Below are 15,598 nucleotides of genomic sequence, written 5' to 3'. Positions count from 1 at the left end.
ATTAAATTCTAACGATCACCAGGAACCTTATTTTGCAGGAAAACACCCTTTTCAGATTCTAACGATCACCACGGAGCTTATTTCCAGGAAATATGCCAAAAAACAGCCAAAATATAGCTTTTCTACCGAAATAGCGTCACTGGGGATCGTTAGATTTTTATAATAGCTGAATCCAGCCAAATAGCGTCTCTGGGGATCGTTAGAATTAGTCAAGGCGAAATCTAGATTCGTGGGGAACCATTTTGCGTGAAGATCAGGCCACGAACACCTTTGAAAACTCAACATTTCCGAAGCATATTCTTCATAAAAAAGGGATCAATCCGGCTAAGGCAATATTAGTGTATAAATCGGTCCATGCACGCCGTGCCTTACTGACGTATCAGACTGTTTTTAACGAGACGACTTTCTATGTGAAACCTGTAACCGATAACAGTGGGATTACCAAAGATAACTGGTATCTTGATGATATGAAAATTGCTCCCGTGATGAAAGAGCTAACCAAGGTAGGACAATACTTTGCCCATCATATCCCGAATTGGGTCAACCGTCCAAACTAGCTGTACATACTCATTAAGCTGTAGCGATAGTACAACCTCACATGGTCGATTTTTGAAAATACCCACCTGTCCCACTCTCAAAAAGCATACACATACACCTTCGTTCGCAGTGCATCGCGGCAGGTGATGGTACGCAGTGGCTCCTTGCCCGGCAATGCAAAGCAGACGCTAATGACCTTCGCCCCCGGCGGCAGTTCCCGTTGGAACTTGTCCACGAGCCGATTCATTGCACCGGGAAATAGATAACAGATCACACAGTCCGCATGCGCATAGGAGCATGTGTAGATGTTGCCTCGGGTGAAGCGCAGGCGCCCCTTCAACGAATGCTGTTGTCCTCCGGCCCGGCGGAGCAATATACTCAGCCATGTTAACCATTGAGAAGTCCACAGTGGGATGAGTGAGTTTTCGATGCCGGTCAGTCTTTTGCCAGGACAATATTTCACTACATCCATGCCCAGCGTTCCCCATCCCGAACCCGCTTCCATAATATCTGCATAACCCGATATACGATTAACCTCCTGTATAACCACTTGTCTGACCGGGCGGGATGTCGGCATGGGCGAAATTCCATTTTTCCAGCTTACGATTACAATCCATATAACGGCAATCAAAGTTAACACGGCGATAAGCCATGGCAATAATTGAATAATCATCATGATCTCATCATAACAAAGGGAAGCTTCGGCGGTCTATGACCGCGCAAAAGCTTCCCTTTGTCCATATTCTTATAAAAGGCATGATCATTGTTACTTGGTATTTCTGTCTAGAGGATATGATGCAACTATTCGCCAGTTTCCCCGACATGAGATTTCATGTATACCCCTTTTTTGTACACGGATTTAATAGTAAAATGAATACCCAGCTTGCGATTCGTGCGGTAGATGAGCGAGTTAATCTCATCGATACCCACCGGATCACTCTCCAGCATACTTCGTTCTGGCCACACCTGAGCAATGATCTGCTCCCTCGTGACAAAATGATCCAGTTCACTGTACAGCAGTTTGAACAGTTGATACTCCTTTTTCGATAAGGGAATCTCATCCTCGTTCACCTGCACTGTCTGCAAATGATCCTGTAAACGCACACCTTCACCGAGCAAGTCCGATATACGGTATTCTCTCGTCTCCCCGAGATCGCCTTCCACTCGAAGGTGAATCAAACCGTTGACCAGTGTCAGGCTGTCCCCTTCGCCAAACGGATATTTCTCATATGGGACAAGGCGCTGCCCGTTAAGTTCGGTTCCATTTTTACTATCCAGATCCTCGATCCAGAGCTGTTCTTTCGTGTCATAATGAATGCGGCAATGCCGCTTCGATATCATCTGATTATAGATGGACAAGTCCAGTTCACTGACACCTGTGTAACGCCCCACCGTAATCGAGCGCCCCTGGCTCACATAGGCGAATGAACCATCGCTCTCCTGTCCCGGCGTACGAATGACGATTTTTGCCGTCTCCCGCATGTTATTCCCCACCTTTAATGTCACTCGATCTCTATCTTTTCATTCTAGTACTGATAAATTCATCAGATTTGTTCCATTGTTTGCATGCCTGCCATTTCATATAGTGATATACAGGAACACCATAGACTTAAACAGACTTAAACACTCATTACTCATTCTATTACTATACCAGACGTTGTGCTTTTTTTCTCATAACGCCCCGACGGACGCTTTAGCTTATTCAACAAGAGAGGTATTTCCCATGAAGAAAAAAACCATTTTGATATACGTACTGCTTGCCTTCGCTTTATCGATCACCCTAACCGTGCTGTCACGCGTGAGTGACGATGGCGGTGTATCACCAGAAGGGACATCGGCCTCCGAAATCTCCTGGCTTCGTATGAACAATCAACCTTAAATGTGGCAGCTACTCTATTATAAACGCGACTCCTGTGCAAAACGTTTCACGAATGTCATCGATGCGTAACATTTGCAGCACGTCTTACGTTCCACGATATAAGGGGAGGAATTACAGTGAAAAGAAATACCATTCACGCGATCACATGTGCTCTTTTTGCTGCTTTGATCCTTAGCAGTTGTCAAAGCTCGGATCGGCCCAATCCAGCGGAATTAAATAAAACTCCACGAGAGCTGGGGTCATTCTATCCGGATAACATTACGGAAGTAGATTCAATTGAAATCATGAGTGGCAGTGACGGTTCTACAAAAAGGACAACCAATCTTCAGTTGATTCATGACTGGATTGAAAAGATTCGACATGTAAATATTGTTCAGCATCCAGATGCAGAAGACACAACAGGGGTTCTGTTTCATGTGACCATGTTTAAACAAGAAAACGTCATATTTTATATGACACCTACCCATATGAACCATCAGCCAATTGAGCCTCAAGGTGAACTGGCAGACCTCATGACTGAGCTTTACGAAGCCATCCCATAGCTCTTATTGCACTAAAAAGGACTCTGAAATCACTTCCATTCCAGAGTCCTTTGACAACGTTCAACGAAGTATGCAACGTAGCAAGCACAGCGTTTTCTAACATGATTAGTACAACAACACTGGTTATACGCCTGCATCAATTCTGTTAATCATCTGTTTCTTCGACCTTCGCCGCGCTCTCCTTCGCCTGTATCTCCTCCATCCGGCTGGACACCTTCTGATACAGATACGAAATACCCAACAGCAACACACCAAAACTGAAATATGCAAAGATTTTGCTGCCTGCGGTCAGGAGACTGACATCGTAGAACACCATCTTGCCCGTGGCGAACAGCGTCAGGCCCAGACCGAGACGCCGAATCATGACGTATTTTCGACGGAATCCGTACGCAATATAGAGAATCGCCAGCATCAGATAGATCAGGCTAAACATCAGCCCGACATCGCCCCACTGGAATTGAATGGTCAGAAACACCGTTATGACGCCGAGCAGATAGGTCCCTGCAATAACAGGATACCACTCCACACTTTTGAACTGACCACGGATGCTTGCAATGAGCAGGTCACGCCCAGCGAAGAACACACCTACGTTGAAAATAATCAGGACAATCAGTCCGACAATCTCGGCCGCCGTATGCTGTTCCACACCTGGCTGCAATGCAGGCATTGTCAAAGTGACAGCCAGTGCAATACAGCATCCAACCGCATGCAAGAAGAGTGTATACCCACGCAGGAACGGGTCACGAAGCCATTTCACTTTGCCCAGTCCATACGCCAAAGCAATCGTCAGCGCAGCAAACATAAGCATCTTGTAGAACATGTACAAGACGAACGTTTCATCAACAGCCCTGACATACAGTTCGTTCGATTCATAGAGCACGTATAACCATACATTCACAAGGGTCACGTACCTGAAACCTTCCAGGAAACCGCGCTCCCATGGGGCGTAGTTGAAGCTTCTTCCCATTCCTTCGGAGGCATTTCCGCGCAGTGCCCAAGCATAATAAAGCGTAATGAGCAGGGTGCCCAGCGTAAGGCTGGAGTATTTTAACATGAAATACGATTGTTCCCCCACAAAGAATAACGATAACAAATCATACTGCACAAAGATTGTAATACATAGGAGCACAATGCCCCAACCCGCACGTTCCACCGCCTTGAACTTTCTGAAATGTCCAAACGTAACGAGCAGCACTCCTTCGATCAGCCAGCCCATCGACAGCCATCTCGAACCAAACTGGAACGGAACAAACAGAATGGTAAAGGTGAGCGACGTAAGATAGAACAGTAGAATTGTCTGCTTCTCCAGCGCCATATAACGCTGAACGAACCTCGCAAGTCCGAGATAGACGAGTGCAAAAATAACAGCAAGCAAGCCCTGCGCATCATTCCAGCCCGCCGCATCAAGCAATACATATAAAACAAGACAACTCAAGCTTGTATTCATCGCTAACAAAGCAAAATCCCACCAGGTCAGCTTCACCCGATGTTTAAACGGATACGCAAGCGTAATACCCAGATACAGAGCAAAAGTCACCACAGAATACAGCATACCCACCTGTTCACTTGGCGACAGCCACAGCAGAATCAGCATGGACGGCGCGTGGAACAGGAAACTGATATAGTGCACCACCGGCCAACGCTGCCCAAAGGAAATAAACACAATGATGCCGTTCAGCAACAACAGATAGATCATTGCGGTATAGACCGCTGTGCCTTCCAGCCCAAACGTAAAAAGGTACGAGAAGAAAGGCAAATATCCACCCACAAGACCAAAGGAACAGATCGTCTTGGACTGATACCGCAACGACAACAACACGGACACGGCCGACACCAGAACGGATAGACCGAGACCTGTATATAACCCGATGATCTGAAGCAGAAAGTAACTGTAGAAGATCGAACCGAACAGCACGGAGATTCCTCCGCCTAGCAATCCCATTGCAAATGTTTTCTTTTTCCGGCGGAACAGCCATTCCCCACCTGCGAGCATCAGTACACCAAGCAGAAAGAAACCCGCACCCTTCATCTCATCGCTAAACCATGTTGAATAAGAATATCGGAAGGCTGCTCCTACCCCCAAAATAATGAGCAGGATGGCTACTTTGTTAATCCAGCTTAGTCCAATGCGCATCTCCATCCGGTTCTGCTTGATTCGGCGCTGGATCGTTTCCTCACTCAGTTCCTCCTCTGCCATCTGGTCATAACTATGCTGCATCTGTCCGCGCACAGCCTCGGCTCTCTCCCATACTGCCTGCTTGTGCGATTCGATCCGCGCATTCACCTCGGTTGCCAGATAGGCAATCTGTTCCTTCATCTCAGCCGCATCCTCTTGCAGATGCTGGGAAGCCTGATTGAAGAGAGTATTCAGATTAGATTTGGTGCGATGCTCTAATTCGCTGATATGGTCATTATGTACTGCTGTTTTCCCTTGAAAATAGGTCTCCATCTTCTCCCGGGATACCCGGATCAGATTCAGCTTCTCGTCCAGCATCTGCTCGGACAACGCCATGCGAAGACGCGCATTTTCCTCTTCCATCTGGCGTGCACGACGTTCCAGTTGTTGCAGTTTAAATTGCTGCGCTTCCGTCTGTTCCAGCAACTGTTCATTGCGAACCGTAAGGTCATCGGACTGATACTCCTGCAGTAAGGCCTGATAGTCCTTGGCGAGTTGCCTCTGCTGCTCCTGAACCTGCCTAAGCCGATCCTTAAATTCCTTCATGGACTTCCTCCATTGGTTGTCATAAGATGTTTTCCTATATTTTACTATACTTATGGCAAAAATTGAGGTTTTCATGATAACTTTCCATCTGATGCATTTCTGAGGATCTACATATAAAACATAAAAAACACCAGCACTCCAGGTCTGTGATATCACAGATGCCAGAAGATGCTGATGCTTATTAATAAAAGCAGCGTGGAGATATCTAAAAACGATCCAAATATACTATGGAAGGTAATTATAGAATGTCATTTTCGTTAATCGACTCAATGCGTCGGTTTAGGGATGGGGTTTTTCAAAAATACACCGTACGACAAAGCGCCCAGAAGCAGCAAACCTGCGCCCAGCAAAAACACATTATTAAAGCTGCCTGTCGTATCGAGAATGTATCCGGTTACAACAGGAGCAAGCGCAGCACCCAAGAATCCGCCAAAGTTCTGTATTGCACCCAAGGAGGCTACTTGTTCACCCGGAGCAATATCTGCAGCCAGTGTCCATATGACACCTGATGGTAGTTGCGAAGCAAAGTAACCAACAGACAATAAAACGATACTCACAACCGTACTGTCGATGAATGGGATAGGCGCTACCGACGCTGCGGCCAGAATAGCTCCACCAACGATAGGAACCTTACGTGAGGTGACTGCATTTACCCCTTTTCGAATGAAAAAGTCCGAGATTAACCCGCCCAACAGTACGCCGATAATTCCGGCTACAAACGGAATCGAGGCAATCCAGCCCGTTTCCTTCAGCGTAAAGCCCTGCTCCTTCTCCAGATAGCTTGGAAGCCATGTCAGGTATACCCAGATCGTAAACATAATACCGAAGTTTCCGATGATCATAAACCAGGTGCTTTTGTGTTTGAACAATGAACCCCAGTTTGCTTTCGGAGCATCAGCAGTTTTTTCTTTTTCCATATCTGTGCTCTGTTCAGCTGCAGCCACCGGCCCTTTGATCAGCTGTTTTTCGGCAAATGTCGGATCACGATACACTTTAAGCCAGATCAGCATAATAATCAGACCAATGACACCCACAAAAATAAACATACCTCTCCACGTCATCGTTAACATTAGAACCGTCAAAAGCGGTGGTGCGATGGCATTTGCAATCTGTGAACCCGTGTTAATGATCGAGGTCGGCAGTCCCCGCTCACTCTTGGCAAACCAGCGCTCGGTAACCTTCAAACCCGAAGTGAAAAAGGGAGACTCCGATACACCAAGCAGCATCCGCATCGCGTATAACAGGGAATACGTATTGGTAAACGCACTGAGTATGGTTGCGACAGACCACAGTCCAGACGCCCAAGTAAACATCTTTTTAGGTCCAAATTTGTCCACGAGCCAGCCAGCTGGTAGATTAGCCAATGCATAAGGCCATAAAAAAGCGGATAACAGCAAACCCATCTGTGTGGACGACAGCCCGAATTCTGCTGCTATCGTTGTATTTGCAATGCTTAGATTGGATCTGTCCAAATAATTCACAACTGCACCCAGGAGCAATAGTAAAATGATGCCCCATCTCAAACCTACTTTCGGTGCTTGAGGTACCGAAGCAGGGGATGGCGATGGTTTTAATGTTGCCATGGAAGTCACTCTCCTCAACATACATAAATATTAAATTACTCAAATTATATATAATGAATAAATATGGAAATTAAAAGTTTGAGCAAGCCCTGCTCTTCCCCCAGTAAGGGGAAGATTTCAATGAAGTATACGTTTTCATAACTGGGTAAAAGCGCTTTATATCTCTGCTGCTGTCCCAACAAGCTCCAGCCCTTCGTCCCCCTGCATACTCACAACGACCAGCGTAGTGCAAAGCCCTGGTCGCTGTGAACTTCGTTTACACGCGCACGGGTTATCTGATCTTCTTGGGTTAATTAACGCGCAGCAGCTACCGCCTGCAGAAACTCTTCGGCAGCCTTTGTTACTCGTCCATAATCACCGGAATCCTTGGCTGCTTTGGTGATATAACTGCCGACACCAACGCCAACACAGCCAGCTGTAAGCCACTCATGCACATTTTGCGGCGTAACTCCACCCGTAGGCGCAATCGCAGCTTGAGGCAAAGGCGCAGACATCGCTTTTACATACTGTGGCCCTACAGCTTCTGCCGGGAACAGCTTCACGATATCCGCTCCCGCTTCAAGTGTCTCTACGATCTCCTTGGCAGTGAACGCCCCACTAACGGTTACGGCCTGGTAACGGTTAGCCACCTTGATCATATCAGGGTTGAGTTGAGGACTCACCAGCATCTCTGCTCCAGCCAGTATAGCAGCTCGCGCCGTTTCCCCATCGAGAATTGTACCTGCACCGATCAGAATGCCTTGGGAAGCATATTTACGTGATAAAACCTTGATAACATCAAGCGCTCCCGGTACACTCATCGTGATTTCAAGCGCCCGGATTCCTCCTGCAATTGCAGCTTCTGCAACGGATAGTGCCTCTTCTTCACTTTCTGATCGAATAATCAGTACAATGCCGGTTTCGGCAATGGTGTTCAAGTTCTCCAGCTTACGCCACATATCTGTATCCCCCTTAACTCATATGTCTATATAAATTGAACTAAAGACTTTACACAATTCACTCCGATGATAGAATAACCTCTCTCCACATCGCCCTACTCTTGTCTTTGCGGATACAAACGATCACCGCTGTAGCCCAGCTGACCTGAGAGCTTCCATGCGGCTTCTTTAACCAGCTTTACAATGCTAGCCTCACGTTCCGGGGTCATGCCGGAATACATACTAGCTACACTGATTGCAGCCACCGGCTCGTCCCACTGATCATAGACAGCAGACCCGATGCAGTACATCTCCAGATGATCCTCACGGTCATCGATAGAGTAACCGCGCTCACGAATCTCCTGCATGTCCTGCAAAATATCGGGAACCGTCACTTTGGAGTAGGATGTGCGCGAAGGAATCTCGCCTTCTCCCAAAATCTCCAGCACTTTGCTGGTTGGAAGAGCTGCGAGCAACGCCTTACCCAGTCCGGTAGTATGCATATACCGGCGAGAGCCCAGCTTGGCCGTTGGACGCATCACGGAATAACTCTCCGCTTTGTCCAGATATACAATCCTTCCCTTGTCTTCAATGCCAAGAAAGGCCGTACTGCCTGTCTGACGATTCAATTCCTGAAGCAAAGGCCGGGCCATATGGGGAACTCCCATATTGGACAAATAAGCCATACCTGTCTCAAATACTGCAATACCCAGGCGATATGTCTTGAGACGTGCATCGTCCATTTCAATAAACCCTTTGTGCAGCAACGTCTGCACGAGTTCAAACCCGCTGCTCTTGGGCATGTTCATCTGTTTGCATATTTCATTCAGTGTTAACGGAGCACCACTCTTGGCAAATAAAACGAGTAAATCTGCTACACGCTCCGCAGATTTATTCATGCGAATATTGTCCATGTTATCTCCTTCAAATTCTTCGACGTCGAAGTTCGCATATGTGAACTTATTTCACATCACCGAACGATGCCCTCATTATAGATCAGGCCTTCAGAAAATATCAACCGCTTTCCCGAAAATTTTTTTATGAATTCTTTTTCCCCAAAAGGGATTGTTTTTCTGAGAGAAACAGTTTACTCTAGAAGCAAATGTTCACCAACGCGAATCAGGTTCGTATATGCGAACTATATAAAGAGTAAAATCTATTCATGATCGATATGATCCTGATCATCTGTAGGGGGAAGCACATGAAACCTGTACTGATTTTTCTAATTGGCTCCGCTGGCTCGGGTAAATCAACCATCGGCAAGAGACTAGCCACCGAGCATCAATTTTGTTACTTGGATAAAGATGTTTTGTGTAACACGTTTACAGGCAAACTTCTGGAAACGCAAGGGTATTCTCCTCATGATCGTGACGGCAACGGCTATTACCGCGATGTCGTGATGGATCTAGAGTACGAAACGTTACTAAACGTAGCCAACGACAATCTGCAACTAGGCAGATCGGTTATTCTGGATGCGCCTTTTGTTGGTTATTTTCATAAAAGCGATTACATTGATGAGTTGGTTCACAAATACGGGTGGGATCAGGTCATTCCTGTTGTGCTCCGGGTCGATGTAAATATGGATGTGCTTGAACAGCGCTTGCGAAATCGAGGGTTGGAGAGGGACAGATGGAAGCTCGAGCATTGGGATACTTTTGTGCAAGGATTGAAAGCCAACGTCTGTACGTGGGAAAATGTAAAGCTTGTCTCTGTTGATAACAGTTCAGAAAATTTGGATCTGGAACAGCTGACTTCACAGTTGCCCTTAGCTGTAACCTCACTTGGTTCTTAGCACTGACCTTAAACGAAAACATATGAATCTGACACCCGTATGAATATCCATATCAATACGCATCAAAAAAAGTACACAGAGAGCATCTGCCCTGCTGTGTACTTTGGTGTTTTTTTATCATATAGTTATCTATTCATCAAGGCCGCGAAGATCCACTGTTCCCCATTGATGTGAATCTAGCTTTTATCTGCTGTATCACTTGTATCTGCTTTGCCGCTTTCATCTGTCGATTCAGGCTCAATAAGCTGTGTTGTATTCGGGTCCAGCCAGCTGGCAATCATACCGCGTACATATTTCAGATCGTCCTCAGACAGATCGTAGTACCAGGTACCACTGCGCATCTTCCCATCGCCCTTCAGCATGTAATTGCTGATAGTTGGAATGCTGTCTTTCATATATAGAGACTCGGCAAAATTCACGATAAAGTCCGATTTCATATTTGTTGTAAAATTCGATCCGGCAATCTTGATGATATCTGGGATTTTGGTCAGATTTTTGACCTCCAGCGCACGATTCATAAAGCTACTTAAGAAAATCCGGTGACGCATCGTACGATTGAAATCAGAATCCTCCCGATATCGTACATATCCCAGCGCCTCTTCGCCATTATAGATCGGTTTATTAGCCTCTACGAATAACTTCTCATGGATCTTAAGTTTGTTCTCTATGTTTTTCTTGATCGGCAGCTCAACACCCCCAACCGCATCGACGATGTCCTTCAAGCCATGAAAGTTAATCGCCGCATAGAAGTCTACTTTGTTCTCCAACAGCTTCTCCACCGTGTCCATTGCCATCTTGGCTTCGCCGTGCGCATAAGCCGAGTTAATTTTCGATTTCACATCACGACCCACAATTTCGGTGTAGGAGTCACGCGGAATGGATAACAGTAACACTTTATTATCCTCTGGACGCACGACAGAATAAATGATCGTGTCCGAACGGCTTGGTTCATTATCCCGCTGGTCGATGCCCAGTAGCAACAGTGAAAAAGGATCGGTATGCTGAACAACAGGCGCATCCTTATCCCCTGCGGGTTTAAACGAATCATCCAAAGCTTCCTTCACCGTACCTGAGGCGAACAGGTTAAATGCCAGCACAACGAGTTGCTTCTGATAGATAAATCCGATGCCTCCGAGCACAATCAATAGGCTCAGTATGATGATGAGCGGCTTCTTCCATTTTTTCTTCGGTTTTTTCGGCTTCCGTCGGGTTAAATGTGCAGCACTGTTTTCCATCATATCTCCTTTAGTTGCGGTTTCTTCATTCATTTAACTATATTAATAACACGTTTTCAATAGATTACGATATAATCGGCTATACAAATACTGGACACAGAAGGAGCGATGAGAGATGGAATATCGACGTTTAGGCAACAGCGGTCTGCGTGTATCGGCGCTGGGGCTGGGCACAAATGCATTTGGCAAAAGAGCTGATCAAGCCGCTTCGACCCGCATTCTTCATGCAGCACTGGACCGTGGCATCAACTTTATTGACACCGCCAACATCTATGCTGGCACAGAATCAGAACGAATTATCGGACAGGCACTAGCCGGTCGGCGGGAAAACGCAGTGCTTGCTACCAAAGCCGGCTTGCCCCGGCATGATGGTCCCCATGGGCGCGGCTCCTCGCGCTACCATCTCCAGCAAGAGCTGGAATATAGCCTGCGGCGTCTGCAGACGGATTATGTTGATCTGTACCAGATCCATACCTTCGACCCGCATACCCCGCTGGATGAAACGTTGCGTACGCTCGACGACATGATCACGTCCGGCAAAGTGCGCTACATCGGCGCCTCCAATTACGCCGCCTGGGAACTGATGAAAGCCCTCGGCATCAGCGAGATGCGCGGATATGCGCGGTATATCTCCACGCAAACCAGCTACTCGCTCGCCGACCGCACACCTGAGAACGAACTCGTTCCGCTATGTCTCGATCAAGGTGTCGGCATTATCCCATATTTCCCACTGGCTGGCGGCATCCTGACGGGGAAATACAATGGACAAGCCAGCATACCTTCTGGCTCCAGAGCAGATACCGACCCTTCCTTCAACCGCTTCCTGCTGGAACATAATATTCAGCTTAGTGAACAGGTAAGCGCCAAGGCAGAGGCTGCCGGTTGCTCTCCAAGTACACTATCGCTGGCATGGCTGCTAACTCGTCCGGCCGTATCCACGGTAATCGTGGGAGCCACGCAGACGGAGCAGCTGGAACACAATCTGGCTAGCCTTGATCTAAAACTTTCAGATGAATTACTGACTGAACTTGATCAACTCAGCGAGGACTTCCGTCATGGTCAGCCATTCGCATCTTATAGACTAGATTAGATTCCAATGACAAATAAACCTTCCAACCTTACACGGTTAGGAGGTTTATCCATTTTTCGTCATTTTTCGCGCAAGATATATCATGAATCCACTTCATGCAAACGGAAGCCGCTGATGAAAATTAAAAGTAGTATCTGTATTATTGATCCGCTCTGTGCCTGATGAATTCCTGCATGATTTCCATATAACCTTCTCTACGATCCGCTAAAAGCTCGAAGAAGTTTTTATCGGATTCCTCCACGAGATTCATGCCTTCAATCGCCAGCCTCGTCCCCTCTGGCGTTGTCGTAATGATATTCGCCCGTGTATCCGTATGATGACGCGCACGCTTAACGTATCCTCTCTTTTCAAGGGCTCGTAACACTTGGGAGGTAACATTAACGTCTACATTGGCAAAATGAGCAATCTGTACCTGGGTGACTCCCTTGCCTTCCGAGTCGCGTTCATTAAGCCATAGACATGTATGCAATAATATAAATTGCGGCTGAGTCAGATCAAGCGGTTCCAGAACCCTCCGTACTTCCTTCTGCCACATTGTGGTTACCTGCCATAACAAGTATCCGGGACTATCTTGCGGATTCGTGTATCGTGAGCTTTTCATTGTTCTACCTCCGTGATGTACGATCTTGTGCAACAGAGTTGTATGTATATATCATACATGGTATAAGGAAACTGTTATAATAACGCTTCGAAATACACTTCCGTTGCACCTCTGTTCATTCATCTATGAAATAATATAACGATTTATCGTGTAGGAATAAACTGTTTTATCCATTGACCAAATCCCTGTGGATTTCGACTCTGGATTAGGACGGTACCCTCTCCTCGAAAGCGGCAAACTAACCCTTCGCCACTCGTCACACTGGACAACCAGCCTTGGGATGCTTTTTCGATGCGATAATCAACGTAATGAGGCCAAGCTACCAAGTGGGCATTATCGACAATAATCTCTTCGCCAGCAGCCAGTTGTATAGGATGTATCGCACCATAGGAGGACAGAAACACAGTGCCTCGTCCGCTAATCTCAATAATAAAGAAGCCTTCTCCGGAAAAAAGACCTTTTTTCAGATTCTGCATTTTGGTATTCACCTGAATGCCTTCTGTTCCTGCCAGAAATCCGTCCTTCTGTACATAGAGAGAGTACGAACCATCCAGTTCTACTGCCTCCACACTGCCCAGTGTTGTTGGAGATAACAAAATCTCCGCGTTCCCCCCGGCTGCCGTCAATTCCTGAAAGAAAAATTTCTCTCCACTCAGCATGCGGCCAAATCCAGCGAGCATGCCGCCTTCGGCTGATCCTTTGAGTTCAACGGTAGGCGACATGGACACCATGGCTCCACTCTCAGCCTTGAAACGCTCTCCACGCTGTAACTCTACCTTAAGCATAGCAAATGCGCCATCGTATAGAATTTCGTATCTCACGGTTTCATCAGCTCCCTGTCATTGTCAGTAGTAAAGTCATTGAGTCCGTTATCTTCCAGCACAGCTGCTTTGTCACCATATTCCTTGATGATATGCTGGTCACCCCAATTACATAGTGCGGTCAGAATCGGCTCTAAACTCCGGCCGTAATCACTCAGTTCATACTCTACCTTGGGTGGCACCTGATTGTACACGATTCTTTTTACAATACCGTCATTCTCCAGCTCACGTAGTTGCTGCGTTAACATCTTCTGGGTGATTGCGGGCATAATACGCTTTAGATCACTGGTTCGTTTCTTTCCATGTGTCAGGTGACAGAGAATAACACACTTCCATTTGCCGCCAATAACCTCCAGCGTTGCTTCAACGGATATATTATATTTTTTGCGCTCCATCGTTGTCTTCCTCCCCGATGCATCTATTATTTGCTTCCGTTCATGCTAATGTATAGGCACCAAAAAGTACGTAGGGTACTAAAAAGTACGTACTGTTCATGTTATACCGAATAATTCATAATAGCATTTGCCGGTAAGCAAATCTACATTCTAGGAGTTGAACAGGACATGCATCATGAGACAAAACACAGCACTTGGGCGCTACTGGCATTAGCAATCAGCGCTTTTGCCATCGGTACAACAGAGTTTATCAGTGTAGGACTCTTGCCTCTGATCGCAAATGATTTTCATATTAGTGTATCTTCAGCGGGGCTGACCGTTACCATATATGCTCTGGGTGTCATGTTCGGTGCACCGATCCTGACATCACTGACGTCTGCTATATCACGCAAAACATTGCTGCTGGCCATCATGATGGTTTTTATTGCCGGCAATACCCTGGCATCCTTATCCACCGGGATTACTGTGCTTCTTATCGCACGGGTGATATCAGCTCTCGCACATGGCTTGTTCATGTCGATTGGCTCTACCATAGCAGCTGATTTGGTACCCGAAGGCCGCAGAGCAAGCGCTATTGCCACGATGTTCTCGGGTCTGACCATTGCAACGGTAACGGGTGTGCCTATTGGTACATTCGTAGGCCAACATGTTGGCTGGCGAGCCGCCTTTATCCTGATTGCAGCTGTTGGCATCCTTGCCTTGATCGTTAACCTCTTGCTTGTGCCCTCAACGTTACAACGCGGTATACGTACAGCCTTTCGAGATCAGGTGAAACTCGTAACGGGCGGTCGTTTGATGCTTGCTTTTATCATCACGGCCGTAGGCTACGGAGGCACATTTGTTGTGTTCACATACTTGTCTCCGCTATTGCATGACATTAGCGGTTATTCGGATCAAATGATTGCTTTCATTCTGCTGTTATACGGTGTGGCCATTGCCATTGGTAACATGATCGGCGGTAAAGCAGCCAACCGCAATCCATTGAAGTCACTTCTTGTCATGTTCGTTGTGCAAACGATCATCCTTGGCATCCTGTATTTCACCGTTCCGTTCAAATGGGCCGCACTCGTGACTATTATGGGCATGGGGCTGCTCGCTTTCATGAATGTACCTGGCCTTCAAGTGGTTGTGGTTACACTCGCAGAAAGGTTTGCACCACAAGCCAAAGATGTCGCGTCTGCCTTTAACATTGCCGCGTTTAACGGAGGTATCGCTATAGGTGCCTATCTGGGCGGCGTCGTGAATGACTCCATCGGTTTGATCCACACCACCTGGGTCGGTGCATTAATGGTGCTCATTGCGGCAATCCTGACGTTATGGGCGCAACATCTTGAACAGCAAGTTACCACAAACTCAGACAGGTTGGATACAAATTTTGTTAAGGTTTGATCTAGTAGAAAAGTAACCTTTCTTGTTATAGATCAGAGACCGCTCGAATCCATATCTGGTCTCATATTATATCGACATACTATATACGTTACTAT

Annotated in this window: 16 protein-coding genes; 6 read left to right on the top strand and 10 right to left on the bottom strand. The window is 46.7% G+C overall.

Annotated features, from left to right (window positions below; translation table 11 throughout):
* Positions 1-242 precede the first annotated feature (242 nt).
* A complete protein-coding gene (locus EC604_RS09695; RefSeq protein ID WP_240036757.1) occupies positions 243-557 on the top strand; it encodes an ElyC/SanA/YdcF family protein in 315 nt (104 codons plus the stop codon).
* Positions 558-634: 77 nt separating this feature from the next.
* Here EC604_RS09695 and EC604_RS09690 read toward each other — a convergent pair whose 3' ends face one another.
* The gene (locus tag EC604_RS09690) at positions 635-1,210 is read right to left on the bottom strand and encodes a class I SAM-dependent methyltransferase (protein ID WP_240036755.1); all 576 of its coding nucleotides are present in this window, start codon (positions 1,208-1,210) and stop codon (positions 635-637) included.
* Positions 1,211-1,338: 128 nt separating this feature from the next.
* Positions 1,339-2,019, bottom strand: a complete 681-nt coding sequence (locus tag EC604_RS09685; protein ID WP_123063975.1) for an FHA domain-containing protein — start codon at positions 2,017-2,019, stop codon at positions 1,339-1,341.
* Positions 2,020-2,260: 241 nt separating this feature from the next.
* Between EC604_RS09685 and EC604_RS29870 the strand changes: the two genes are divergently transcribed.
* Together EC604_RS29870 and EC604_RS09680 are read left to right on the top strand one after the other, a co-directional pair.
* Complete coding sequence (locus tag EC604_RS29870; protein ID WP_161556899.1) at positions 2,261-2,416, top strand: hypothetical protein; 156 nt, start codon at positions 2,261-2,263, stop codon at positions 2,414-2,416.
* Between the two features lie 116 nt (positions 2,417-2,532).
* Entirely contained in the window at positions 2,533-2,958 is a 426-nt protein-coding gene (locus tag EC604_RS09680) for a hypothetical protein (protein WP_123063974.1), read from the top strand.
* A 145-nt stretch (positions 2,959-3,103) separates the two neighbouring features.
* On the opposite strand, the gene EC604_RS09675 is transcribed toward EC604_RS09680, so the two are convergent.
* The 4 genes from EC604_RS09675 to EC604_RS09660 form a co-directional block, all read right to left on the bottom strand.
* Positions 3,104-5,680: a DUF2339 domain-containing protein gene (locus EC604_RS09675; protein WP_123063973.1), complete on the bottom strand. Its 2,577-nt coding sequence runs from the start codon at positions 5,678-5,680 to the stop codon at positions 3,104-3,106.
* A gap of 266 nt (positions 5,681-5,946) precedes the next feature.
* On the bottom strand, positions 5,947-7,263 hold the full coding sequence (locus EC604_RS09670) for an MFS transporter (protein WP_123063972.1): 1,317 nt from the start codon (positions 7,261-7,263) through the stop codon (positions 5,947-5,949).
* Positions 7,264-7,556: 293 nt separating this feature from the next.
* A complete protein-coding gene (locus tag EC604_RS09665; protein WP_123063971.1) occupies positions 7,557-8,201 on the bottom strand; it encodes a bifunctional 2-keto-4-hydroxyglutarate aldolase/2-keto-3-deoxy-6-phosphogluconate aldolase in 645 nt (214 codons plus the stop codon).
* 95 nt (positions 8,202-8,296) lie between these two features.
* Positions 8,297-9,094, bottom strand: a complete 798-nt coding sequence (locus EC604_RS09660; protein WP_123063970.1) for an IclR family transcriptional regulator — start codon at positions 9,092-9,094, stop codon at positions 8,297-8,299.
* A 287-nt stretch (positions 9,095-9,381) separates the two neighbouring features.
* Between EC604_RS09660 and EC604_RS09655 the strand changes: the two genes are divergently transcribed.
* Complete coding sequence (locus EC604_RS09655; RefSeq protein ID WP_123063969.1) at positions 9,382-9,972, top strand: AAA family ATPase; 591 nt, start codon at positions 9,382-9,384, stop codon at positions 9,970-9,972.
* A 176-nt stretch (positions 9,973-10,148) separates the two neighbouring features.
* Here the strand turns inward: EC604_RS09655 and EC604_RS09650 are convergent, their stop codons facing one another.
* Positions 10,149-11,240 carry an LCP family protein gene (locus EC604_RS09650; protein ID WP_240036753.1) on the bottom strand — a complete coding sequence of 364 codons (1,092 nt, stop codon included), beginning with the start codon at positions 11,238-11,240 and terminating at the stop codon, positions 10,149-10,151.
* An 82-nt stretch (positions 11,241-11,322) separates the two neighbouring features.
* Here EC604_RS09650 and EC604_RS09645 point away from each other — a divergent pair, with 82 nt between their 5' ends.
* Positions 11,323-12,297, top strand: coding sequence for an aldo/keto reductase (locus tag EC604_RS09645; RefSeq protein WP_123063967.1), 975 nt, complete (start codon positions 11,323-11,325; stop codon positions 12,295-12,297).
* Positions 12,298-12,436: 139 nt separating this feature from the next.
* On the opposite strand, the gene EC604_RS09640 is transcribed toward EC604_RS09645, so the two are convergent.
* The 3 genes from EC604_RS09640 to EC604_RS09630 form a co-directional block, all read right to left on the bottom strand.
* Positions 12,437-12,898 (bottom strand): MarR family winged helix-turn-helix transcriptional regulator, encoded by a 462-nt coding sequence (locus tag EC604_RS09640; RefSeq protein WP_123063966.1) that lies wholly within the window; start codon positions 12,896-12,898, stop codon positions 12,437-12,439.
* A gap of 143 nt (positions 12,899-13,041) precedes the next feature.
* On the bottom strand, positions 13,042-13,719 hold the full coding sequence (locus EC604_RS09635; RefSeq protein ID WP_123063965.1) for a TIGR00266 family protein: 678 nt from the start codon (positions 13,717-13,719) through the stop codon (positions 13,042-13,044).
* The gene (locus EC604_RS09630) at positions 13,716-14,114 is read right to left on the bottom strand and encodes a winged helix-turn-helix transcriptional regulator (protein ID WP_123063964.1); all 399 of its coding nucleotides are present in this window, start codon (positions 14,112-14,114) and stop codon (positions 13,716-13,718) included. The genes EC604_RS09635 and EC604_RS09630 overlap by 4 nt, the downstream gene beginning before the upstream one ends.
* Before the next feature lie 168 nt (positions 14,115-14,282).
* Here EC604_RS09630 and EC604_RS09625 point away from each other — a divergent pair, with 168 nt between their 5' ends.
* Positions 14,283-15,503, top strand: a complete 1,221-nt coding sequence (locus tag EC604_RS09625) for an MFS transporter (protein WP_123063963.1) — start codon at positions 14,283-14,285, stop codon at positions 15,501-15,503.
* Positions 15,504-15,598 lie beyond the last annotated feature (95 nt).

Origin of the sequence: Paenibacillus amylolyticus (assembly GCF_003719335.1) — a bacterium.
GTDB lineage: Bacteria > Bacillota > Bacilli > Paenibacillales > Paenibacillaceae > Paenibacillus > Paenibacillus amylolyticus_D.
The sequence above is the reverse complement of the archived record's forward strand: the minus strand, read 5'-3'. Positions and strand labels throughout refer to the sequence as shown.